Annotated in this window: 25 protein-coding genes; 8 read left to right on the plus strand and 17 right to left on the minus strand. The window is 58.1% G+C overall.

What is annotated here, in order from left to right; all coding sequences use genetic code 11:
- The first annotated feature begins 205 nt into the window (after window positions 1-205).
- Window positions 206-901, plus strand: coding sequence for a Crp/Fnr family transcriptional regulator (locus QEN43_RS12295; RefSeq protein WP_317963274.1), 696 nt, complete (start codon window positions 206-208; stop codon window positions 899-901).
- Between the two features lie 144 nt (window positions 902-1,045).
- Here QEN43_RS12295 and nhaD (QEN43_RS12300) read toward each other — a convergent pair whose 3' ends face one another.
- Window positions 1,046-1,669 carry a sodium:proton antiporter NhaD gene (gene nhaD, locus QEN43_RS12300; RefSeq protein WP_396662791.1) on the minus strand — a complete coding sequence of 208 codons (624 nt, stop codon included), beginning with the start codon at window positions 1,667-1,669 and terminating at the stop codon, window positions 1,046-1,048.
- 289 nt (window positions 1,670-1,958) lie between these two features.
- On the opposite strand from nhaD (QEN43_RS12300), the gene nhaD (QEN43_RS12305) reads away from it, so the two are divergent.
- Entirely contained in the window at window positions 1,959-3,392 is a 1,434-nt protein-coding gene (gene nhaD / locus QEN43_RS12305) for a sodium:proton antiporter NhaD (protein ID WP_026611226.1), read from the plus strand.
- A gap of 117 nt (window positions 3,393-3,509) precedes the next feature.
- On the opposite strand, the gene QEN43_RS12310 is transcribed toward nhaD (QEN43_RS12305), so the two are convergent.
- Window positions 3,510-3,818 carry a hypothetical protein gene (locus QEN43_RS12310; RefSeq protein WP_026611225.1) on the minus strand — a complete coding sequence of 103 codons (309 nt, stop codon included), beginning with the start codon at window positions 3,816-3,818 and terminating at the stop codon, window positions 3,510-3,512.
- Between the two features lie 232 nt (window positions 3,819-4,050).
- On the opposite strand from QEN43_RS12310, the gene QEN43_RS12315 reads away from it, so the two are divergent.
- The 3 genes from QEN43_RS12315 to QEN43_RS12325 all read left to right on the plus strand — a co-directional run bounded on the left by QEN43_RS12315 (window position 4,051) and on the right by QEN43_RS12325 (window position 5,067).
- Window positions 4,051-4,434: a cupin domain-containing protein gene (locus tag QEN43_RS12315; protein WP_051331881.1), complete on the plus strand. Its 384-nt coding sequence runs from the start codon at window positions 4,051-4,053 to the stop codon at window positions 4,432-4,434.
- A gap of 114 nt (window positions 4,435-4,548) precedes the next feature.
- Window positions 4,549-4,824, plus strand: a complete 276-nt coding sequence (locus tag QEN43_RS12320; RefSeq protein ID WP_026611224.1) for a cupin domain-containing protein — start codon at window positions 4,549-4,551, stop codon at window positions 4,822-4,824.
- Between the two features lie 84 nt (window positions 4,825-4,908).
- The gene (locus tag QEN43_RS12325; RefSeq protein WP_202901164.1) at window positions 4,909-5,067 is read left to right on the plus strand and encodes a DUF7230 family protein; all 159 of its coding nucleotides are present in this window, start codon (window positions 4,909-4,911) and stop codon (window positions 5,065-5,067) included.
- Between the two features lie 143 nt (window positions 5,068-5,210).
- On the opposite strand, the gene QEN43_RS12330 is transcribed toward QEN43_RS12325, so the two are convergent.
- From QEN43_RS12330 to QEN43_RS12345, 4 genes are all read right to left on the minus strand, one after another.
- Entirely contained in the window at window positions 5,211-5,897 is a 687-nt protein-coding gene (locus QEN43_RS12330) for an HAD family hydrolase (RefSeq protein ID WP_051331880.1), read from the minus strand.
- Window positions 5,894-6,172 carry a hypothetical protein gene (locus tag QEN43_RS12335; protein WP_026611223.1) on the minus strand — a complete coding sequence of 93 codons (279 nt, stop codon included), beginning with the start codon at window positions 6,170-6,172 and terminating at the stop codon, window positions 5,894-5,896. Before QEN43_RS12335 ends, QEN43_RS12330 begins: the two co-directional genes overlap by 4 nt.
- Before the next feature lie 82 nt (window positions 6,173-6,254).
- Complete coding sequence (locus QEN43_RS12340) at window positions 6,255-7,202, minus strand: nucleotidyltransferase domain-containing protein (RefSeq protein ID WP_036269131.1); 948 nt, start codon at window positions 7,200-7,202, stop codon at window positions 6,255-6,257.
- A gap of 15 nt (window positions 7,203-7,217) precedes the next feature.
- Entirely contained in the window at window positions 7,218-8,462 is a 1,245-nt protein-coding gene (locus QEN43_RS12345; protein ID WP_026611221.1) for a multifunctional CCA addition/repair protein, read from the minus strand.
- A 68-nt stretch (window positions 8,463-8,530) separates the two neighbouring features.
- Here QEN43_RS12345 and QEN43_RS12350 point away from each other — a divergent pair, with 68 nt between their 5' ends.
- Both QEN43_RS12350 and QEN43_RS12355 read left to right on the plus strand, forming a co-directional pair.
- On the plus strand, window positions 8,531-9,355 hold the full coding sequence (locus QEN43_RS12350; protein WP_036269130.1) for a sulfite exporter TauE/SafE family protein: 825 nt from the start codon (window positions 8,531-8,533) through the stop codon (window positions 9,353-9,355).
- Window positions 9,356-9,472: 117 nt separating this feature from the next.
- The gene (locus QEN43_RS12355) at window positions 9,473-9,751 is read left to right on the plus strand and encodes a SelT/SelW/SelH family protein (RefSeq protein ID WP_026611220.1); all 279 of its coding nucleotides are present in this window, start codon (window positions 9,473-9,475) and stop codon (window positions 9,749-9,751) included.
- Between the two features lie 15 nt (window positions 9,752-9,766).
- On the opposite strand, the gene QEN43_RS12360 is transcribed toward QEN43_RS12355, so the two are convergent.
- From QEN43_RS12360 to QEN43_RS12390, 7 genes are all read right to left on the minus strand, one after another.
- Complete coding sequence (locus tag QEN43_RS12360) at window positions 9,767-10,240, minus strand: type IV pilin protein (RefSeq protein WP_026611219.1); 474 nt, start codon at window positions 10,238-10,240, stop codon at window positions 9,767-9,769.
- 9 nt (window positions 10,241-10,249) lie between these two features.
- Window positions 10,250-13,900 (minus strand): pilus assembly protein, encoded by a 3,651-nt coding sequence (locus tag QEN43_RS12365; protein ID WP_026611218.1) that lies wholly within the window; start codon window positions 13,898-13,900, stop codon window positions 10,250-10,252.
- 10 nt (window positions 13,901-13,910) lie between these two features.
- On the minus strand, window positions 13,911-14,576 hold the full coding sequence (locus QEN43_RS12370) for a pilus assembly PilX family protein (RefSeq protein ID WP_051331879.1): 666 nt from the start codon (window positions 14,574-14,576) through the stop codon (window positions 13,911-13,913).
- 3 nt (window positions 14,577-14,579) lie between these two features.
- Window positions 14,580-15,641, minus strand: a complete 1,062-nt coding sequence (locus QEN43_RS12375) for a PilW family protein (protein WP_051331878.1) — start codon at window positions 15,639-15,641, stop codon at window positions 14,580-14,582.
- Window positions 15,638-16,072 (minus strand): type IV pilus modification protein PilV, encoded by a 435-nt coding sequence (gene pilV, locus QEN43_RS12380; RefSeq protein WP_051331877.1) that lies wholly within the window; start codon window positions 16,070-16,072, stop codon window positions 15,638-15,640. Before pilV ends, QEN43_RS12375 begins: the two co-directional genes overlap by 4 nt.
- Window positions 16,066-16,632 carry a GspH/FimT family pseudopilin gene (locus QEN43_RS12385; protein ID WP_026611214.1) on the minus strand — a complete coding sequence of 189 codons (567 nt, stop codon included), beginning with the start codon at window positions 16,630-16,632 and terminating at the stop codon, window positions 16,066-16,068. Before QEN43_RS12385 ends, pilV begins: the two co-directional genes overlap by 7 nt.
- Window positions 16,633-17,026: 394 nt before the next feature.
- Window positions 17,027-17,362, minus strand: a complete 336-nt coding sequence (locus QEN43_RS12390; RefSeq protein WP_036269129.1) for a hypothetical protein — start codon at window positions 17,360-17,362, stop codon at window positions 17,027-17,029.
- Between the two features lie 532 nt (window positions 17,363-17,894).
- On the opposite strand from QEN43_RS12390, the gene QEN43_RS12395 reads away from it, so the two are divergent.
- Window positions 17,895-18,125, plus strand: a complete 231-nt coding sequence (locus tag QEN43_RS12395; RefSeq protein WP_026611213.1) for a hypothetical protein — start codon at window positions 17,895-17,897, stop codon at window positions 18,123-18,125.
- A gap of 23 nt (window positions 18,126-18,148) precedes the next feature.
- Here the strand turns inward: QEN43_RS12395 and nfi are convergent, their stop codons facing one another.
- The 4 genes from nfi to QEN43_RS12415 are packed head-to-tail and all read right to left on the minus strand — an operon-like array spanning window position 18,149 to window position 20,983.
- Entirely contained in the window at window positions 18,149-18,817 is a 669-nt protein-coding gene (gene nfi / locus QEN43_RS12400; protein ID WP_026611212.1) for a deoxyribonuclease V, read from the minus strand.
- Window positions 18,818-18,861: 44 nt separating this feature from the next.
- Window positions 18,862-19,668, minus strand: a complete 807-nt coding sequence (gene mazG, locus QEN43_RS12405) for a nucleoside triphosphate pyrophosphohydrolase (RefSeq protein WP_026611211.1) — start codon at window positions 19,666-19,668, stop codon at window positions 18,862-18,864.
- Window positions 19,665-20,609, minus strand: a complete 945-nt coding sequence (locus QEN43_RS12410) for a carbohydrate kinase family protein (RefSeq protein ID WP_026611210.1) — start codon at window positions 20,607-20,609, stop codon at window positions 19,665-19,667. Before QEN43_RS12410 ends, mazG begins: the two co-directional genes overlap by 4 nt.
- 11 nt (window positions 20,610-20,620) lie before the next feature.
- Entirely contained in the window at window positions 20,621-20,983 is a 363-nt protein-coding gene (locus QEN43_RS12415) for a diacylglycerol kinase (RefSeq protein ID WP_026611209.1), read from the minus strand.

A 20,983-nucleotide genomic window follows, 5' to 3' on the forward strand; every position in this document is an offset into this window, starting at 1 on the left:
GAATGAATGCTTTCGTCTGGGCCAAGAAAGCGCTGACGTCCGAGAGCACTTCCTTTCAAACGGTAGCAAACGCCTCCACGGCGATCCTTCGGGACCGATAGTCAGCGCCGGTCCCATTTTTTTGAGGCGTGCGGATCGAATATGAACTAAGATTACGGGCTTGCGCCCGTCGCGTTGTAACTCGAAGACGACGGGGAAATCGTTCGTGTTGTTTCCTGTGGTTTTTAACGCGACTGTGTCGAACGAAACGCTTCTGGGACTGAAAAATGTCCCGTATTTTTCCGAAGTCGCCGATTCCGTTCTCGCGGAACTGGCAGCACAAGCCACCATCAAGACGTATCCGAAGAATTCGACCATTATTCGCGAGGGCGAAGAAGGCGGCGCGTTGTTCATCATCCTTTCGGGTAAGGTGCAGGCTTATCTGAGCAGCGCGAGCGGGCGCATGGTGATTCTTTCGACTCAAAGCGCCGGTTCGTTTTTCGGCGAACTGTCCTTGCTTGACGGCGAACCCCGGTCGGCTTCGATAACGGCCCTGGAACCCACGATATGCAGCCTGATTCCGCGACCAGCGCTGAAGGCTTGGCTGAGAAACCACCCGGACGCCGCGTTCAGCGTCATCCGAAGCCTGACGCGGCGGATCCGCAGCCTGACCGAGAACGTCCGCGGGCTCGCGCTGTCGGATGTGTACGGACGATTGGTGAAAACCCTCTACGACATGGCGGTCGAGAACGAAAACGGATGGATCATCCCGGAAAAACCGACCCATCAGGATCTGGCCAATATCATCGGCTGTTCGCGGGAGATGGTCAGCCGAATCATGAAAGACCTGGAACGGGGCGGCTATCTTTCCGTCGAACGCAAATCCATCCTGATCCGCAGGAAGCTGCCGCCGTCCTGGTGACGGCACCGCCGGCTTTTTGCCGCAAACGCGGAAAATTGAGGCGCTGGTTCGGGCCGCGACCAGACGGACCGCTTTAGGTCTGACGCAATCCATCGATGAAACGGTGGCCGTCCGGGCGAAGCGTGCTCGGTAAGGTTTCTCCCCTCAAAAATACCGCGCATTGATCAGGAAATGCGCGAAGATGCTGCCGGCGTATCCAAGCGCGATCACCGGCATCCATTTGAGATGGGCGCCGAAGGTGTAAACGCCTTTCGCCTGTCCCAGCAGCCCCACGCCCGCCGCTGAACCGATGGCGAGCAAACTGCCGCCGACGCCGGCGGTCAGGGTCACCAACAGCCACTGCCCTTGGGAAATGTCCGGCGCCATGGTCAACACGGCGTACATGATCGTGCCGTTGTCGATGAATGCCGAAACGACTCCCACCAGCACATTGGCGATAGTGGGGTCCAGATCCGTGTAAAGAAACTGCGAGGCGTAATCCAAATAACCGATGAAGCTCAACCCGCCGACGCTGACCATGACGCCGTAGAAAAACAGCATCGTGTCCCACTCCAGCCGCGAGACGTTGTGAAACACGTCGAATGCATGACTCTCATCGAGGTTATAAGGCATTTCCATCTCGTCGGTATCCTGAAGTGCTCCCCGCTTGCCGTTGTACGCCCCAGTTTTTCGAAGGTATTGGATTTTCTGTGGTCTGTGATTTCCTCGACCATAGCAAGCACATAAGCCAGAAAGAAAATCACGTGGAGAGCTAGTCGACCATATGATGGGTCAAGTCCCGCCGAACGGCCACGGTGCCCCTCTCCTCGGCGGATGCCGCGGCGGGTAGGAGCAACGATAAAGGGATAATTGCGGGCCTTATCAAATTCATTTTGATTCTTGCGCGGGCAAATTCATTCCGGCGTTCAACTGCCCGCGCATGAAACCTGTGGTCGGACTCGTCGGCCACAAATGGTAGCATTCTCTAGAGAAAAATAGGTAAGAATTATGTGGCACCGCGGCTCTGCTCAGCCACGGCGTGGTTTTTGTGCGTCCAAAATAACGTTAAGGTTCTTGAATGACTCCCAAGCTCAAAGTTTTGCTAGCGTTTTTCTTGGCGGTTTCGCCGCTCACCGTGCTGGCCGCCCCGGAGAAAGCCCAGGCTTTGGATCTATCCAGACATCTCATCGGCTATCTCTCGATCGCGGCGTTCGTAACGGCTTACATCTTCGTCGTCCTAGAGGAAATCACCGAACTCAAGAAATCCAAGCCCATGATGCTCGCGGCAGCGATCATCTGGGCCGCCATCGCCGTCGTCTACAACCAGCAGGGCCAACCGGAGCTTGCAGCGGACGCTGTGCAGAAATTGGTAGAGGATTATGGCGAACTGCTCCTGTTCCTGATCGTATCCATCACTTACGTTAACGCGCTCGAAGAGCGGCAGGTGTTCGAGGCGGTTAGGGCCTGGCTCGTCAGAAAAGGTTTGGGTTACCGCTCGTTATTTTGGATCACCGGTATTCTGGCATTCCTCATCTCGTCCATCTCCAACAATATGACGACGGCGATGCTGATGACCGCCGTCGTCATGGCCGTGGGCAAGGATAACCCGCGTTTCGTCGCGCTATCCTGCATCAACACCGTGGTCGCCGTGAACGCCGGCGGCGCGTTCTGCCCGTTCGGCGACATCACGACGCTGATGGTTTGGCAGCAGCATAAAGTCACCTTCCGGGGTTTCTTCGCCCTGTTCATTCCGGCGGTTGTCAATTTTTTAGTGCCCGCGGCGATCATGCATTTCGCGATACCGAAGGCACGTCCGGCGGCTATCAAGGATTTCACCCGAATGAAACGCGGCGCGAACCGGATCATGGCCTTGTTCTTGCTGACCATCGCGACCGCCGTAGTATTCTCGAACATCCTGCATTTGCCCGCCGCTATCGGAATGATGGCCGGTCTCACGTATATCCAGTTCTTCGGCTATTACCTGCGCAAAACCCATCGCGAAGAGCCCGAAGTGCCGACCGAGCTCATGGAGAGAGCTGAGGACGAGAAAAAGGTGCGGCCGGGCGAAGAGCGGTTCGATATCTTCCAGAAACTCGCCCAACTGGAATGGGATACGCTGCTGTTTTTCTATGGGGTAGTGCTGTGCGTAGGCGGGCTTGATTTCTTGGGCTATTTGGGCCATGCCTCGAACTTCCTCTATGGGGAGCTCGGGCCCACGACCGCGAACATTCTGGTAGGCATCGCTTCGGCCTTCGTGGATAACATTCCGGTCATGTTCGCGATTCTATCCATGAACCCGGACATCTCCACGGGACAATGGCTGTTGGTAACCCTGACCGCTGGGGTCGGCGGCAGCCTGCTCTCGGTCGGCTCGGCAGCGGGCGTTGCGCTCATGGGCCAGACGCGCGGCATCTACACGTTTATGAGTCACCTGAAGTGGATGCCGGCGATTGCGCTCGGCTATGCAGCCAGCATCGCCGTCCATTTCTGGCTCAACGCCGAGCTGTTCTAAACCCGCAGGCCGGCGATCCCTTTGGCCGAAGACCGTTGGCGGAGCGGCGGGCGGGGAACGGTCTGCCGACCCGCCGGACCGGCATCGTTCGGCGATCCCTTGCCGACGGAAAATGGCTTAAAACGACGTTTCGAACGGCTTGCGGCCTTTTTTCATCAGAACCCCGTACCGGAACAAGGCAGCGCAGATGGCTCCGACCAAGATTGACGAGACGTCCATGCCGATGCCCAGCCAAAAGCCATGCGTGTGGAACGATTGGCCCAAGATCGAGCGCAGCACTACCTGCATCCAAAACAGGAAACCGCCGTAATAAACGATGACCCCCGCGATAGACCAGGCCACGGCGGGCAGACCCAAGCGTTGAGCGGTCTGAAAAAACCAGACCGCGATCGCCAAGATGACAATTACCGATAATGCCGCAGTCATAGTTGCCTCCTGTTCGAATTTTTCGGCACTCTATCAAACCGGAAAGCGGGCGTGAAGAAAAGGAAAGCGGCGGCTCAAAAAGCTCGTGTCGAAATCCTGAACAATTGTCCGCAGCCCGTATCGTTCGCGGCTTTCGAAGGATTATGCTCGGCTTTTTCAGAACTTTATCCACAGATTATGTGGAAAAATGCGTCACCGGGTAACCGATCGTGCTTGAAGGGGGCTTTTCCAAATGATCAAGTTGTCACAAGGATCCATGATCGCGCTGTTGGCCAACCTGCCGGAGGATTTGCCCGAGGAAAAATTCGAGGTTCTGCTGGAAACGCCGAGCTTCCGGCTGGAGCGGATTCTCTCTAAAGGGCACGCTACACCGGAAGGACAATGGTACGATCAGGACTGGAACGAATGGGTGCTGCTGCTTCAAGGGCAGGCAAAACTCTCGATTGAGGGAATGGCCGACGAGACGATCCTGCACCCAGGTGACGCTCTTTTGCTTCCGGCGCATTGCCGCCATCGCGTAAACTGGACTCCGCCGAATACGGTAACCGTATGGCTGGCTTTGCATTATGGCGTAAGCGATACCCTTGAACCGACTTTACAAGTTTTAGAAACCTAATTCGGTAGACCATCGAGATCTTTCGGGAGGCCAAGACTCAGACCGTACCGACTCGAAAGGCTCAGGACCAAAAGGCTATTGAGATAAGCTCTTGATCGAAACAGGAGGAGACCTATGACCGATATCCGTGTCGAAAAACAAGTCGGTGAAGACCGGCTCCAATCCTTGGGCGTCAGGCAATGGCCGATATGGAGCAAGGAACCGTCCGAATTTCCGTGGACTTACGACGCAACCGAAACCTGTTACCTATTGGAAGGCCGTGTGATCGTGACGCCCGAAGGCGGCGATCCGGTGGAATTCGGCAAGGGCGATCTGGTGACCTTTCGGTCCGGCCTGAAATGCACCTGGAAAGTCCTCGAAACCGTGCGCAAGCACTATACCTTTTCATGAAACCAGCTCGGGAACCGATCCCGTTCGGAAAGGTCTGAACGGCGAATCGGTATCCCGCCAAAACAGCTAAACGAGAGAAAAACCATGAGCACGAGAAAGAAACGACCTCAGCCTCCTCTGACCAATCCTGTCGCCAAGTACGCCGGTAAGTTCAACCGTGCCGCCACGTTCCGCGACGGCCGCACCTACACGCGTAAGGTCAAACACAAAGGCCGAGAGCCTTTTCCAATCCGGGTCGCCTGATCGGAAAAGGCTCTTGGTCTTACCTGCCTTGGCAGTACGGTGTCAGGACGACAACGCTTTGCCGACAAGGACTCTCACGCAAACGGCCTTATGTACGGTAAGGATTCCCGACCGACAGCGGCTAGGGACAGAAACGTTTCGTCTCATTCAGTCGCTTTCAGTAACTCGGCAAAACCGTCTAGGCTCGAAAAGCTGAGTACCGCGAGTTCCGCCAGCTTTCGGCGCGTTTCTTCCCGCCCTTGAACCAGAACCGGGACCGTTCCCGCCGCACGGGCCGCTTCGAGGCCGGTTTCCGAATCCTCCAACACCAGGCATAGGCCTGGCGGCACGTTCAGGCGTCTTGCCGCCTCGAGAAACAGGTCGGGCGCCGGCTTTCCGCGTTCGACCTGATCCCGCGTTACGACGACCGGAAAGGCTTCTTTCATCCCCGATCGCCGCAGGCATTCCGCGGCATAAGGCCCGTCGCTGTTGGTCGCCAGCGCGTAAGGAATCGCGCGCTCTCGCAGAATGGCGAGTAACGCCTCCAAGCCGGGCATCGGTCTTAGGCCGTGCTCGTCCAAATGGCGTCTCCAGTGGCGTTCGGCGGATTCATGGAACGACTTGCGGTCAAACGCGTCGCCGAGGACATGCCTCAATGACCGCTCGACATCATCGGCATGACGGCCGAACAATCCGCGACAAAACGCCTCGCTCAGATCGAAACCCAGATCGGCCGCCGCCGAACGCCAGGCATAGCAATAAGTCGATTCCGTATCCAAAGCCAGACCATCCATGTCGAAGACGATCGCCCGAAAATCGGGAAGTGCCGAACGCGCATGGGTGGGAATCATCGAGCCTTTTTGAGCATGACCAGGTTACGGAACAGAACTGCGCCCAAAGCGCCGAGTAGCGCGCCCGAAACCTCCATCAAGACGCCGGCGGTTGCCGTGTAATACCGGTACGATCCTCCCATCAAAGGCTTGAGAATGCCATACATCCAAATCGCCTTGATCCCGTAGTAAACAATCAAAGCGCCGACAATCCATTGAACCACATTGAGGTTGAGTCGAATCGCGGTGCGGTAAAACCACACGCAAATCAGAACCGCAACAACGCCGCCGATCATAAGTTTTCTCCACTGTCGATGTTGAAACTTGCCGGGGCCGCACTGTAACAAACGTAAAGGAGTTTGCCCACACGCCTTCGGGCTAACCTACGACTTTGATGTATTCCCCCTGGGCTTCTCGGCTGGAGCCCGCAATGACGCGCCGTGTTCCCGTTTCCGATTCCTCCAACAAGCCGGCAATTTCGATGGTTTCGCCGGTCTGGGCCTGACCGGCATACGTGTGAGTGAAGCTGATGGCTTCCGTGATCTCGGGGTGAGACAGGCGGTATACCGCCGGATAATCGAATGCGTAGGTTGCGTCCGCGACCTGCGCCCGAATCCGTATCGGCCCCAGCTTGCGGACAGCGCCCGGTTCTTTCGACAAGGGCTCGTCCACCAAAGTGATATCGAATTTTGTTCCATCGATCAGCGCTTTGTTCAACTTCCGGCGCTCGTGCCAGACATACTCCTCGAAGCTCAGCGCGCACCCGCGCCGGTCGTAGGCATCGCGCCAGGCCGCGTCGTCCAGGTCTCGCAGTTCTCCGGTCTCGAGTAATCGTCCGACAATCTCCCGGGCCTGAAAGAATGCTTCGCGCCCGTAGATGACGAAATCGAGATCGGATTTCGGCGTTTGCGCGCCGATCAGCAGCGATCCGGTCAGACCGAGCCGGCTCAAGTCCAATCCTCGCGAGCCGAGTTTTTGCATCAAGCGCACCGCTTTCCGCTCGATTTCGTCATGTGGCCCCGAGCTCAGCAAGTCCTGCACACGCTGCTGAGGCCGATAATGGCGGCTAATGCTTTTCTGCGACACAGCATGAAGTCGTGCATCCAGTCTTTTCGAAGAAAATAGATACTGGGGCGCGTGCGCTTCAAGGTAAGCATTCGCTTCGCGGGTTCCCATTTTGGTGAACTGCCCGTCGATCTTCACATAACGTAGAAAGCACAGCACACGATCCTCTTCGAGCTGGCTGTCCACGACAGCGAAAATCAATCTATCCGGGGTTTCGATGAAATCGCGGGGTTGGTACATCGCGGCCGGTCCGGCGTTCATTGGAAACCGCTTCACTCAAACGGCACTTCGACCTTCCATGAATTGCTGCCGACATGACTTCACGGCTTCGATCCGTAGCCGGCGAAGCTCGCGGCCCAGAGTCTCGCCCTTGAATCCTTGCTCCAACAAGGGTTGGACCGGAACCGCCGAGGCCGCGTCCCCTGCCTGCCGCAACCATTCCGCTTGGGGATAGGGCCGATTCTCGAACCCGGGGCGGCCTTTGGCATCGGCCTCGCACGCGAGCAGAAACGGATCCAGAGCTTGACCCGTTCGAAACACGTCGAGCCGGTAAAATAAATCCACCACGGTTGCAGGGCGCAACTCGAGCGCCCGATGACAATGACCGTGATAACGCATCACTTTCTCTGCGAGCTTGCGATAGGCATTGGGCACTTTCAGCCGCTCACACAGACTCTCCAGCGCCGCGAGCCCCGCCTTTTCGTGGCCGAAGTGCCTGGGCCACAAGTCCTGGGGCGTCAGCCCCTTGCCCAGGTCGTGAGTCAAGGCGGCGAAGCGCACGACCGGATCGGGGCTCAGCCGAACGGCCTGGTCCAGGACCAGCAAGGTATGGATGCCGGTATCGACCTCAGGATGATGCTCGGGAGGCTGGGGAACACCGAACAGCCGGTCGATCTCCGGGAACAGCCGGGCTAATGCCCCGCACTCGCGCAGGACTTCGAAAAACGCCCGAGGCGTCGGTTCGCACAAAGCGCGAGCTAATTCCGCCCAAACCCGCTCCGGCACAAGCGCGTCCACTTCACCGGCGGCAACCATGCCCCGCATGAGCTCCAGGGTTTCCGCCGCCACTCGAAAGCCGAGGTGGGCGTACCGGGCCGCGAAGCGAGCAACGCGGAGGATACGTACGGGATCTTCGCTAAATGCCGGCGAAACATGGCGCAGAATTCGCTGCTCGAGGTCGCGCGCGCCGCCATATGGATCCACGAGTCGACCTTCTTCGTCCATGGCCATGGCGTTGATGGTGAGGTCTCGGCGGAGCAAATCCTGCTCCAGCGTCACATCCGGCGCGGCATGTACGACGAACCCCCGGTAACCCGGTGCGGTTTTCCGTTCCGTGCGGGCGAGTGCATATTCCTCGTGGGTTTCGGGGTGTAGAAACACGGGAAAATCCTTGCCGACCGGCTTGAAGCCCCGAGCGATCATGCTTTCGGGTGTTTCGCCGACGACCACCCAGTCGCGCTCTTCCACCGGTCTCCCGAGGAGCATATCCCTCACGGCACCTCCGACAAGATAAGTTTTCATGGGCTTCAAACGTGGATCCCGGTTCCTGTTAACATACGCCGCCTATTTTAAACGCGGATGTACGCTACATGGGGGAAGAGCTCGGACTGTATCTCGCTTTCGGCAGCCTGGCCGGCGTTTTATCCGGCTTGTTCGGTATCGGCGGCGGTGTCGTGATCGTGCCGTTTCTGGTCTGGTTTTTCTCGATGCGGGGATTTCCGCAGGACTCCGTCATGATCATGGCTGTGGCGACCTCGCTCGCGACCATTGTCGTCACGTCCATTTCTGCCGTCTTCGCGCACCACCGCCTCGGCGCCGTACGCTGGAGTGTCGTCTTCCGGCTGGCGCCCGGCACACTGATCGGCTCCGTCCTCGGATCGGTTATCGCCGATCGCTTGCCCGCGCATTGGTTCAAACTGATTTTCGCGCTCTTCCTACTTTACGTCGCCGCTCGGCTCATGATCGGTGCAAAGACCAGAGATGGCCGAACCCGGACGCCGAGCGGATGGGTCTGTTCCTCGGCAGGTATCGGCATAGGCGCGGTATCCGCGATCCTAGGAATAGGCGGCGGTACGCTGAGCGTTCCTTTTCTCGTCAAGTGTCGCTTCCCTATCCAAAACGCTGTGGCCATCTCCAGCGCCTGCGGTTTCCCGATCGCGCTCGCCGGCTCCGTAACCTACATTGTCCTGGGCTGGGAAAAGTCGGTATTGCCGGCTTGGAGTCTCGGCTACGTGTACCTCCCGGCTTTCGCTGGCATCGTGGCGACCAGTATTCCGTTCGCGCCCATCGGCGCTAAACTCGCACACTGGCTGCCGACGCGGAAACTCAGACGGACGTTCGCGATCGTTGTACTGATTGTGGGCATGAAATTGCTTTGGCAAGCCATTCAGCCCTGGGTCGGAAATCAGCTGTAGGTACGGATATGCGTCGGCGTTCCCGGCATCTCGCGGCGCTCGCCGCGAACGGCTTCATCCGGTTGACAGGGCTCAGTACAGGCCATGCCGGTCTATAAGTAAGGAAGAGGAAAAGCCATGACCGCAAAACCACGCATCGAAATCGAATATTGCACGCAATGCCGTTGGCTGCTGCGCGCGGCCTGGCTGGCGCAAGAACTTCTCACCACCTTCGAGACCGAAATCGGTGAAGTGGCACTAATTCCCGGTACCGGCGGAGTGTTCGAAGTTCGTCACGGGAATACGGTGCTCTGGTCGCGGAAGGCAGAGGGACGCTTCCCCGAGGCGAAGGAACTCAAGCAGCGAGTAAGGGATGAAATCGTGCCGGGAAAAAGTCTCGGCCACTCGGACCGTTGACGACGGAGTTGTCGGTCAACGCTGCCAACATTCGTCTGCCGTTTTCGTCGAGCCTGCCGGCTTATCCTTAACGTTCTTTACACCCAGGTGATTCAGGGTAAAAGTGCCACAAGCGTCCCGGCTCATGCTTCCGGTAGGCACCGCTTCCAGGATGAAGCTGTTGCGCGTCGGCTGCCCGTCCGCGAATTGGATCGTATACCGGGCAGCGCCGGTTGAATCCCTGACTGCCGTCACCGGCAGGTCTATGTTGACACCGCCCGCGCAGTTGCCGTCGGTCCGGTGATAGCAGTTGTTCGCTGTATAGTTCCGCTCCAAAAATTGGGCGTTCTCCAGCAACGCGCTTTTCGCTTCGCTGCGGTGGCTTTTCTGTATCTGTTCGCGGTAACTCGGGTAGGCGATTGCCGACACGATGCCGACCACGGCAACCGCGATCATCAGTTCGATCAACGTGAACCCCTTGGTTTCAGTACGGATTATCGGTGTGATCATCGGACTCTCTTATTCTTGGAAAAGCTGTTTCCATGCGCCACGCGGTTTGCCGACGCCGCCCTTCTCCGGTGTGATGAGCAAGCCCTCGGGAGCGCCGCTGAGATTGGTGCCCGTCTGAACCTTGTACTCCTTCTCGCCGGCCGAAACGACCGCTGAAGCTTTGGTGATGCCCACCGTGCTCTTGAGACCAGAGATGGGCCCGCTGCTGCTGCCGACTTCCAGGTAGTCTCCCGTATTGAAAAGACCGTCCTTGTTGACATCGAATACGGAATAGCCGAGGCGAGCGCCGGTTTGAGCATCGAGCTCCATCAGCCAACTGGTACCGCCCCCACTGCACGGATCGTCGAATGGCACAAGCGTGCTGAAAATGACCCGCCCGAAGCGGAGCAAGGGCGCGCTGACCACCCGCTCCCCCTGGTTGCTGCCACCGGGCGGTACCAGGTCTAGATACCATCCACGCTTGGCGTCATTCCCGGTCCAAATAACGGGGTTGTCGCTCACCATCCGAACTTCCCGGCCGAACGCCGTTGTCTCCACGGTGATCGTCTGAAGCTGGAGCACGTCATCGCGGTTCGCATAGGTAATCCTTGTGCCATCATCCCATATGCCGTAGAACGTTTGCAGGGAAGTATCCGTAGCGTCGGTGGTCTTGAAATAACGACCGGTGCCGAAAAATATCATTACGCCTTGACCGACGACCGGCGGTTCGCCAATCTCCAAGGGTGCGGTGATGGGCTGGCGCTTGCCGGAACCGTCCCTGGCGACGAACAATGGGGCCGGATTCGAACCGGATGAATAAGCTGAGCGCCAGCTATTGCCTTGGCGGATGAACCGCCAGAGATTGCCCTGGAGATCGCCGACATAGATTCCATCGCCCAGCACGGTTCCCGCGTCGCTGTCATCCCCCAAAATGCGCCCAGAAACATCGTAGAGTGCCGGCGGGCTGACGATGCCGTTCGGGTTGGCGGCATCGCCAGCCTCCGTGTCGATCGGAAAACCCGAAATCAGCGCTCCGGTTTTCAGATCCACGGCGAACAGCTTCGCTTTGCAATTGCGGTTGGCATTGGCGATAACGTTGTTGAGCAAATCTTCACAGTTCTTACTGCGATAGCCATTGCCAAAAATGACCGCCCAATCACCGCCCGCAAGCTTGACAACCTGGGGCGAACCTGCCAGATAGCCCAGATCGTCGTCACTGAATTCCCACAGGGGCTTGCCGAAATCGGCGCTGGCCGGATCGGTGATGTCGAGGGCGTAGATGGTTTTGCCGCCTGCTCCCAGGGAGCCCACGAGCACCGTGCGCCAACTGCAGGAGGCGCTTCCCGACGACGGACCGATGCAGGCATCCCAGGCGGCCGGACTGCCGTCCACGAAATAGCGGTGAGTGTAGCCGGGATCCGTTAGCTTGCTCAGGTTCTCGTAAACCCCAGCCGGGACGTAGGCGAATTGTTCCTCGCCCGTGTCGGCGTCGAAGGCATGCAGCATGCCGTCGTTGGCGCCTACATAGAGCATCTTTTTGCGGCTTTGCTTGTCCGCGAGAAATTCCACGTACACATCGCCGCCGCCGTCGCTTTCCGGCAATGCGATGTAGCCGAAGTTCTCCGCCCCGACGAATACAGGATCCGAATTGATGATGTCGCCAAGGAGCTTGCTACGGTCACGAAAGGACCCGCCGTTTTTCTGTTCCTTGGCGGAGTCGCCTCGCAGCCAGTTCAACCGGTCTTCTCCCTTTCCGTCCACCGTACCCAAGGCATTCTTGTTGAGCGCGTTCTGCTGGGCGAGAGACAGGTTGTCCCATTCGAAGCTCACGCCTGCCGAGGGATCGTTGGTGCGGCTCGACGTCCACACCTGGCGCGCGTCTGGCGTGACGGAGGCCAGGGTGGCGTCCGTATCCCATACTACGGCCCCGACGCTGCCGTCTGAGTTCATTTGGAAGGCGAGAACCTGCCCGCTCCATTCCGCGCTATTGAAGCGCGCCTGATAAACCATGGTATCGGTGTTGAGGCGGGTCGAGTTGGCGGCAACCGCAGCGGCGGAGGCGGTGGTTTTCTGAGTGATATCTGCCAAAACGTCGCTCATCGCATCGGCAAAGCTCTCCGGGTCGGCCGCGCTGAAAAAGCCACCCCGGCTGTTGATGGCAGCATGAAGCAGGTCGTCGAGCCTGGCCGGACATGTCGAACCGCTGCAGTTTTGTTCACTCGGATTGGTATTTGGCCAACTAATGGAGGCGCCGCTGGTAATCGCATTCCAGGCTGCATCCGGATCGACCGAACCGGTGACGCCTAAGCCGACACCGTACGTCACCACGTGCTGCCAGAACGCCGGGTCGATCGTCGTGGTAGGCACCTTGTTGGGCAAATCGGGACGAAGATCGTTCTTCCAGTAATACATGGCGACATCGGCCAGTGTATTGCTGTAATTGTCTGCGAAAGGCGACACTGCATTGTATGTGAAGGATTGGCCTTCCGGCCCGGTAATCGTGGGCCCCTCGGTACCGTCGTTATTGTTACGGGCGGCACTAGTGCTAGCCTCATAGCTGCTTGTCCCCGACCAGTAACCGTCAGTCATGAGGATGTGGTAGTTCTGCCGGCATTCAAGCTGCGTGCCGCCATTGCTCCCCGGCGTTTCGCCCCAGGGTCCTTTGTCGTCGGTCCGCCTGAAATATTGGCCCACGTCGTCCAGGGCCTTGCGCAAAGGCGTACCAGCCGCCGGAATCGTATGGCCGTAAAGCTTGCTGAAGAAATTCGAGCGCGCAGTGCCTTCGAACTTCCTAACACCTGAAATGACGGTCGCGGTATTGACGCCATCTACCGAGCTCGAGCCTTGGTTGATAGCGCCAAAACCAACGCGCATTGACGCTCCTTGCTTGGCAAAGGCCCGCCCAATTCCGGCGCGCGCCGTCAGAATGCGCGAGCGGTAATAGGTATACCAGTTGGCGAAGTTTTGGATTTCCTGAGCGTAAGTACATACCCCGCCGGTGCAGTCGGTGCGTGATTGCCGTCCATGTCCGCTGTAAGCCGTGGTGGACGGTTTTATTTCCACCTTTTGGTAATTGGACCAGCTCCAAATACTGCCGCCGGTATGCCAGTAATAGGTGGCGGGCCAAAAACTCTTGTTGGTGCTGCTCGAGGAACAGCTGCCGTTCGATGTGCAGGTACGCCAGCTGTTGGAGTTGTATCTGGTGTTGGTGGTCGTCAGATCCCGGCAATAGGCGGCACCGCTACCCGGCCGCTCGGGGTTGTGCAGGGCGCAACTTGGGTCCGCAGGGGGATAAAGCGTACCGTCCGCCTTCACCCACGGCGTGTAGGTGATCGAGGGATTGTAATAAATGGTGTTGACCTGGGGCGAACGGGTCAGGGCAGTGTAGGCCACATTGCTATCCACCGTGGCGACCTGGTTTTCATAGTCGGAACTGCCGTAGACGCCGTTGGCTCTCGGGAAGACATAAGGCGTGCGACTCGAGCCGGATGAAAAGACGTAGTCATCCGGCATAATCTCGAATTGCATCGAGCCCGAGTCATCCAGGGTAAACATCACGTTGGGCTCGACCGGAGAGCTCAGGAACAGCGGGGACGGAGCAATATCGGCTGCGCCGCTTGCCGCCGCCGGCAAACCGACTGCCAGGATCGAACAAAGCCAAAACCGGCGGGTCACGTGCATGACAGTTTCCTCAACGGTTGTAATAACTCTGCAGCAGAACCACCGCATCGGTCGTGCCGCCTACACCGCGGGCAGTGATGCGGAAACGGCCGACGTCTGGAATTGGCCCGAACTTGACGCTTCCGCCGGGCGTTCTAGGGAGCGGGACATTGGTGCAGTTGCCCGAATTCGTGCACCTGGTATAGGACGATAGGTCCTCGATGATGTAACGGGGCGGCTCGGCCAGACCGGCCAGCGCTTGGTCGAGGGCCAGGGAGCCGGCCTCCGTCCAGATGTCGGTTTGCTGCCAGCGCTCGGTGGCGGGGGAAAGTGTAGGCTGATAAAGCCCGGCGGGGTTGAGGGCAAGGTTCGTCTCGCTCGTATCGGCTACGAAAGGTCCGATCGCGAATCCCTGTAAATAGGCTTCACCCGCCCTGAGCGCCGCTTCCGCCGCCTGGAAAGCCAGATTCTCATTGCGCAGATTGCCCGCCATTTTCTCTTCCAGCGTGGTGGTCTGCATGGCAGCCACGCCCATCAGCGTCAACATCAGTAGGATGATCAGCGAGGTCACCAGGGCGGCCCCTTTTTGCCTGTTGCCGTGCCCGACACCGGACCGGGCGGGTGTTCGGGAGACCGACGATGCATCCAGAGTGGTTAAAGTCCTCTGCCGGGTTGTAATCGGAAATCGGTTTTCCATAGCTCAATTCACCCGATTGCGCAGGGTAAAAGTGGTTTCGAAAGCTTGATAGAGTCTCCGGTCGGCGGCGGCGACCGATGCACCGTTGAAAAAGTAGGTCTGGGGCGTGTTCACCACGCCGTCCTCGACCGAGCGCAGCAGCAGGGCTACATTGACCGCGACCACCGAACCCCAACGCCCGTTGGCCTCGACCCAGGCAGCGGTTTCGTAACGGTCGGCGGCAAAGTCGCCGTTCTCATCCACGCCATATAGGACTTGCATGTCCTGAACGCCCTCGACCATCTCCTGGGCCGCGCTAGCGCCCTCCCTACGGTACAGCGCAGGCTGGCCGGCGGGGTTGTTGCGTATGTAATAAATCTTGGTCGAAATGCGCAGGAGTTCGCCGCCTTCATAGCTTTTTCCCAGCTGCTTGGTCGCGTTTCCAGGAATCCGAGTGCCGCCGGTGTTATGAACGATGTTGTCGAAAACGCCCGATTCATTTTTGTTCGTGACCTGAAATACAGCGGCCGCGAGGCAATCGGTCACGAGCACGATATCGCCTTCTTCGACACCGCTTCCCCTCGTCACTTTGATATCCGCCGAACCCGGCAAAGTTGGGTCGTCCTCATTACCTGGATGCTGCAACACCCGTGCTCCATTGCCGAAGGTGCCGCGTACCACCACGATGTCCCGTCCGCCGAGGGGGTTGGTAATGGCGTCGTCAGGTGGCAGGTTCCACGTGGATGTGGAAGACGCTTCGTAGCCGTAAATGGCTTGATCGAAATTCCACAAAAATCCGTTGGGATCGTTCAGCGTATTCGTCACGGTCACGTTTTCGCCGACGCAGCCGCGATACCCGGCCATCCGCAGATCGCGACCGAGGATCTGGAAGGCATAGCGGGCGTTCTCCTGAATGCGGGCCATGGCGTCGCTGGTCCGATAGCTCTGGCGGGTGCCGAGATAAACCGTCAGAGCGCCCCCCGTGAGCGCCAGGCTCAGAGTCAGGGCGACCATAATTTCCACCAGAGAGATCCCGCCCTGCTGCGTCGGGCCGAATATCGAAACCTCACGGTTCAAAGATTTCATAGCTGGCTCTGGACTTGGAATTGTTGGGGGGCTTCAGTTCCGCGGCTGTCATCCCATTGCACGATGACGGTGACCAGGTTGTTCACCACGGTGACCCCGCCGTCGCCCTCGGGCAAGCGGTTGGCGAGTTCCGCGAGCCAACGGTTTAAATCCTGCGCGGCGCGGCTGTTCCCAATCGGCGCACCGTCTTCCAGATTGAGGTTGTATGCACCGTTGCGCGCGTCCTGCCGATTCGCTCTGAGCACATCTAGGATGTCGTAGGCCAGCATCGTGGCTTGGGAGCGGTGAAACGCGCTGTGATCGGCCCGAAGCCCCGCGACTTGTAGACCCGCCAGGCCGAGTAGCCCGATCGCCAACACCAGGATGGCGACAAGGACTTCCAACAGGGTAAAGCCGCTACACCGCCGGTTGGATAATGAAACGTTCAGCATTCCTTCACCTCCGCTGCCACGCGCACTCGGCCGGTGGGACCGATCACGATCGCCCGTCCTTCGCCCGAGCTGCACAGCGTGAAGGTGCCGTCGGCCAGACCTTTAGCGCCGCCGGCTTTGATACCCTCGCTCACACCGCTTGCGAGGTAGGAGATACCCTCTGCGAAGTTGTCGCCGCCCCGCAGGGTCGATCCGGTTAACGCGCCAAATACCCGTATCCGCTCATCCGGCTCATCGATCACACCCTTGCTGTTGCCGGCCAGGTGGGTATTGTCCACAAACACGATGAAACCCTGCTGCCAGTCCGCGGTTGCCGAACAAGACGGTTCTGCCGCATTGGGATCGCCCGTCTTGCATACGGTCACTCGCGCACCTCGTTTGATCGCCTCACTACGGGCGAGATTGAGGGCGCTCACCAGTTGGTTGGCCTGGGTGGCGAGGCGATTGTTGCGAACCATTTCCTGAAAGCTCGGCACCCCCACTGTCACCACTATGGCGGCGACCGCCAGCGTAACCATCAGCTCGATCAGGGTGAAACCAATTTCGTGATCTGTTTTCATGCCGATAGGTATAGCAGTACTTTCTCACTGCATCGGCAGAAATCGATAAGCGGTAGGATTCGTCCGACGAACGGTTGTGGTCAGGTTCGAAAAGCGACAAAAGAGGCAGGAGAGGGTGATCCTTGGCCCTCCGATTGTCCAGGCTATTCCGTTCCCCAATCAGCGATGGCGCTTTCTCACGCGGCCGAAAAAACCCACGGAACCTGGTTCTTGAGGCTTAACCGGCCGCGCCAAAACGCAACCAGCTATGGTGAGCCGCCTTAGCTGCCGGCAAGATGGACGGAGCCCGCTTTCATCAGGAACCCGCTTGGGTAAACCGCTTGACTCAAGCAAGGACGGCGGTTTAGGAACACAATTCCGATTGCAGCGGGAAAATTGGAGAAATCGACCGCCGCTATTTGACGTGGTCCGGTTTTCCTAATGATTTGAAAGGAAATAGCCGGCGGATGGTTCGCGACAGCCAATTACCCCTGCCGAGGCGTTGTTCGCGCGAGCGTTCGAATTCGGCGTTGAAGAAGGCTTTGGTGAGTTGTCCCGGTGTAGGTGTGTAACCGTGGCGCGCCAACCAGGCGTCCCGGGCTTCCGCCAAGAGACGATAAAAGGCGATATCATAGGCCGTATTGGCGTCGTAGCTGAGCGGCTCGTCATCGAAGTGGATGCTCAACTCATCCAGCCGGCGGCGGAACCAAGCTGTCAGTTCACTCAGAACGTATTCGTCGGATACCGGCATTTCGTTGAACTCGTGTTGTCGGTCAGTGTAATCACTAAGATTGCCTTTTCACCGGCGAAGTTCAGCCGATATCCCGCACGACTGGGTGCCCGGGTCGGCCCGCGAAGCCCGGATCTCGGGGCGAGCGTGAATGATTGTGAACTGGACCGTATAAGCCAAGCGACTGGCGACCGCGTCCACCGTCGCGTCGGGCTCAGGTTTTCGCCGACAATTTCCCGGTCTGCTTGGACGAGTTGGCTCGATCGATTATGAACACAGATGAAATATTCCGACGATTGCGTATCGGTTTGTCGCTGGTGGTTGGATACATTACAGGTCAATATCTGGCGACAATCGCGCAGCATCATGCTTCGGAGTTCTTTATCGGGGGTTTTGGGGCAGGATTCGTTCTGACACAGTTTCTTTGCTGGGGCGTCCAGTCTCATTGGAGAAGCAAGCGTTCGGAGTGATTGCATCGCGCCCAGAATCGCTCTACAGTAGAACTCAAGCCACGGATCCAGGACCCTTCGATATTAAAGAAAGGAGATATGCCATGTTTCTCAAACTGAAAAAGAACGGACATTTGGTCGAGGTTCTCAGTCTTAACGATCTGGTCAACCCGATCCATAAGACCGTGGTTGGCCGCTTGCACTGGGGAGAGGAAATGCAAGACCCGGAAAAATTCCCGAAAACCGACTTAGTGTTCCCGTCCGGCGAGGAGCTTCCTGTGTGCTGGACCGACGTTCACTATCGGGATAAAGAACTCCCCGCGAGCAAGCCCTAAGAACAACGACGCTTTTGCGTTTTTTATCCCGAGGCGAGGCGGTGTGCGTATCGCGTCGTCTCGGGAAGGCGGAAACGGGTGGTGCAACGCATCACCCAATCGACAGCCGTCGGCAGGGCAATTCGATGGCCGCATGATATGTAAATCGGTTTGACACCCTGCCGAGTCCTCAATACGGCGCCGATAGTTTCTCCTTTGTCCATCAGGGGAACCCAAGCGCCGCGTTTGTCGGGAACGTCGCCGTGCGTACCCGTGAGCCGCGTCTTGCCGACCCCGATTGTGGGAATATCGATCAGCAGACCGAGGTGACAGGCTATCCCCAAGCGGCGCGGATGCGCGTAGCCCTGGCCATCGACCAGAATTAAATCCGGTCGATCGCGCAAGGTTCGCAAGGCATCCAGGATTGCCGGAACTTCCCGGAAGGATAGCAGGCCGGGAACGTAAGGAAATGAGGTCGGCCTCCTCGCGACGGAGCTATCGATGGGATTCAGTTCGGGGAAACTCAAGGTAACTACCGCGGCCCGCGTGACGGTGCGTGAGTCTTCAAAACCGACATCCACTCCGGTCACGCGTCCGATCGTTTCGGGAAGATCGTCCCGCAAGCTGATCAGGCCCCGGAGACGGTTCTGGATTGCAACGGCTTCTCGCGGTGTGACATCCCAGGGATGCTCGTGTCGCAGTTCTAATTTCAACGTCGACTTTGATGGATTCAATTCGTCGGCAATGGCTCGCCAACCTACGATTGACAACCATTTGACAAGCTTCGTTTGGCTTCATCCCATAAGGCATCCAATTCGGCCAGCGTAGACTCGTCCAGGGTCTTTCCCTGAGCCGCCAATTGCTTTTCGATGTAGCGAAAGCGGGTGACAAACTTTCGGTTGCCGTTCCGAAGCGCAGATTCGGCATCGACTTCGAGGTGGCGAGCGAGGTTGACGACGACGAATAGCAAATCGCCGATTTCTTCCTGGATACGGCTTTGGTCGCTCGTTGCTCGAGCAGCCTCGAGTTCGTCCAGTTCCTCCCTGACCTTGTCGAATACCGGCCCGATTTCCGGCCAATCGAACCCAAAACGCGCAGCCCGCTTCTGCAGTTTTTGTGCGGCTACGAGTGCCGGCAAATTCGGTGCGATACCGCTCAAAGTGCTTTCCTCCTGCTCCGTTTTGCCTTTCTCCCGGCGCTCGGCGGCTTTGGACGATTCCCAGTACGCATGTCTCTCCGTGTCGGTCTCGAACACGGTATCGCCGAACACATGGGGATGGCGACGGATCAGCTTGTCAGCGATGGCACCGGCGACGTCCTCGAATGTGAACAAGCCGCGTTCCTCTGCGATGCGCGCGTGGAAAACGACTTGCAGAAGCAAATCGCCCAATTCTTCCCGCAAATCCGCGGCATCACCGCGCTCTGCCGCATCGGCCACTTCGTACGCCTCTTCCAGGGTGTACGGAACGAGACTTGCGAAGTCCTGCCGCAAGTCCCAAGGACAGCCCGTCTCGGGATGGCGCAAACGCGCCATGATGTCCAACAGCCGCTGGATATTCGTCATATCCGGTCAGGGAATTCCAGGCCGAAGCTTTCCCGATAGCGTTCTTTGAACGCATGCAGGGTAAAGCTGTGATTTTGCGTGCCGTAGGTTTCGACCTTGATCGCTCCCATCAACGAAGCGATACGACCGATCGTAGGCCAATCGAATTCTTCCAAGAGGCCGTAAATCAACCCCGCTCGGTAAGCGTCGCCGCAGCCGGTCGGGTCTAGTACCGCAGTCGGCTTTGCCGGCGGTATCTCATGCCGGACGCCGTTGGCGTAGATCACCGATCCTTGCGCGCCTTTGGTGACAATCAGCGCTTCCACGCGCTGTGCCAGTTCTTCGGGCGTGAGACCGGTGCGCTCCTGCATGAGCTGGGCTTCGTAATCGTTCAAGGTCACCCAGGTCGCCAGTTCGATGAAATTCAGGAGTTCCTGCCCGTCGAACATCGGCATGCCCTGGCCGGGGTCGAAGATGAACGGGATGCCGGCCTCGGCGAACTGGGCGGCATGCTGAACCATGCCGTCTTTGCCGTCCGGTGCCACGACGCCGATGCGGATGCCACGGTCCGTAGGTACCCGGTTCAGATGGGAAAACGACATCGCGCCCGGATGGAAGGCCGTGATCTGGTTATCGTCCATGTCCGTCGTGATATAGGCTTGCGCCGTATAACTGTCCTCCAGAACCTTGATGAAGTCCTGCTTGATGCCGCAATACCCAAGCCATTGCGCATATGGCGCGAAATCCTTGCCTACCGTGGCCATGGGCAGGGGATCGACGCCCAGAAGCTTGAGGTTATACGCGATATTGCCAGCGCAGCCGCCGTATTCCCGGCGGAGTTCCGGAACCAGGAAGGAAACGTTCAGAATATGGACCTGCTCCGGAAGGATGTGATTCTTGAATCGATCACGAAACACCATAATGGTGTCGTAGGCCACGGATCCGCAAATTAACGCCGTCATTCTTATTACCTTTATCGAATCAGTACCAGTAACCAAACCACGCCGGCGAGAACCAGCGAAAAGAACACAGCCGCCGATCCAAAATCCTTGGCACGGCCGGACAATTCGTGCCGCTCGAAGCCGATACGATCTACGGTTGCTTCGACGGCGCTGTTCAACAATTCGACGATCAGGACGTTCAGAAGCACGCCGATCAAAAGCGCGCGTTCCATGCCGTTCTGGCCGATCCACAGCCCTAACGGAATACCAGCGAGGACCAGCAGGCACTCTTGGCGGAACGCTTCTTCGTTGAGCCAGGCCGCACGAATGCCGGCGATCGAGTTGGTGAAAGCCGCATAAAAACGAGCAAAGCCCGTGAGAGTCTGTCCAGCCAT

Source organism: Methylocaldum szegediense (assembly GCF_949769195.1).
Lineage (GTDB): Bacteria > Pseudomonadota > Gammaproteobacteria > Methylococcales > Methylococcaceae > Methylocaldum > Methylocaldum szegediense.

Coding starts and splice junctions, on each gene's coding strand:
- nhaD (WP_026611226.1), top strand. CDS start 1,959: ATGACTCCCAAGCTCAAAGTTTTGCTAGCGTTTTTCTTGGCGGTTTCG.
- QEN43_RS12310 (WP_026611225.1), bottom strand. CDS start 3,818: ATGACTGCGGCATTATCGGTAATTGTCATCTTGGCGATCGCGGTCTGG.
- QEN43_RS12315 (WP_051331881.1), top strand. CDS start 4,051: ATGATCAAGTTGTCACAAGGATCCATGATCGCGCTGTTGGCCAACCTG.
- QEN43_RS12320 (WP_026611224.1), top strand. CDS start 4,549: ATGACCGATATCCGTGTCGAAAAACAAGTCGGTGAAGACCGGCTCCAA.
- QEN43_RS12325 (WP_202901164.1), top strand. CDS start 4,909: ATGAGCACGAGAAAGAAACGACCTCAGCCTCCTCTGACCAATCCTGTC.
- QEN43_RS12330 (WP_051331880.1), bottom strand. CDS start 5,897: ATGATTCCCACCCATGCGCGTTCGGCACTTCCCGATTTTCGGGCGATC.
- QEN43_RS12335 (WP_026611223.1), bottom strand. CDS start 6,172: ATGATCGGCGGCGTTGTTGCGGTTCTGATTTGCGTGTGGTTTTACCGC.
- QEN43_RS12340 (WP_036269131.1), bottom strand. CDS start 7,202: ATGAACGCCGGACCGGCCGCGATGTACCAACCCCGCGATTTCATCGAA.
- QEN43_RS12345 (WP_026611221.1), bottom strand. CDS start 8,462: ATGAAAACTTATCTTGTCGGAGGTGCCGTGAGGGATATGCTCCTCGGG.
- QEN43_RS12350 (WP_036269130.1), top strand. CDS start 8,531: ATGGGGGAAGAGCTCGGACTGTATCTCGCTTTCGGCAGCCTGGCCGGC.
- QEN43_RS12355 (WP_026611220.1), top strand. CDS start 9,473: ATGACCGCAAAACCACGCATCGAAATCGAATATTGCACGCAATGCCGT.
- QEN43_RS12360 (WP_026611219.1), bottom strand. CDS start 10,240: ATGATCACACCGATAATCCGTACTGAAACCAAGGGGTTCACGTTGATC.
- QEN43_RS12365 (WP_026611218.1), bottom strand. CDS start 13,900: ATGCACGTGACCCGCCGGTTTTGGCTTTGTTCGATCCTGGCAGTCGGT.
- QEN43_RS12370 (WP_051331879.1), bottom strand. CDS start 14,576: ATGGAAAACCGATTTCCGATTACAACCCGGCAGAGGACTTTAACCACT.
- QEN43_RS12375 (WP_051331878.1), bottom strand. CDS start 15,641: ATGAAATCTTTGAACCGTGAGGTTTCGATATTCGGCCCGACGCAGCAG.
- pilV (WP_051331877.1), bottom strand. CDS start 16,072: ATGCTGAACGTTTCATTATCCAACCGGCGGTGTAGCGGCTTTACCCTG.
- QEN43_RS12385 (WP_026611214.1), bottom strand. CDS start 16,632: ATGAAAACAGATCACGAAATTGGTTTCACCCTGATCGAGCTGATGGTT.
- QEN43_RS12390 (WP_036269129.1), bottom strand. CDS start 17,362: ATGCCGGTATCCGACGAATACGTTCTGAGTGAACTGACAGCTTGGTTC.
- QEN43_RS12395 (WP_026611213.1), top strand. CDS start 17,895: ATGTTTCTCAAACTGAAAAAGAACGGACATTTGGTCGAGGTTCTCAGT.
- mazG (WP_026611211.1), bottom strand. CDS start 19,668: ATGACGAATATCCAGCGGCTGTTGGACATCATGGCGCGTTTGCGCCAT.
- QEN43_RS12410 (WP_026611210.1), bottom strand. CDS start 20,609: ATGACGGCGTTAATTTGCGGATCCGTGGCCTACGACACCATTATGGTG.
- QEN43_RS12415 (WP_026611209.1), bottom strand. CDS start 20,983: ATGGCTGGACAGACTCTCACGGGCTTTGCTCGTTTTTATGCGGCTTTC.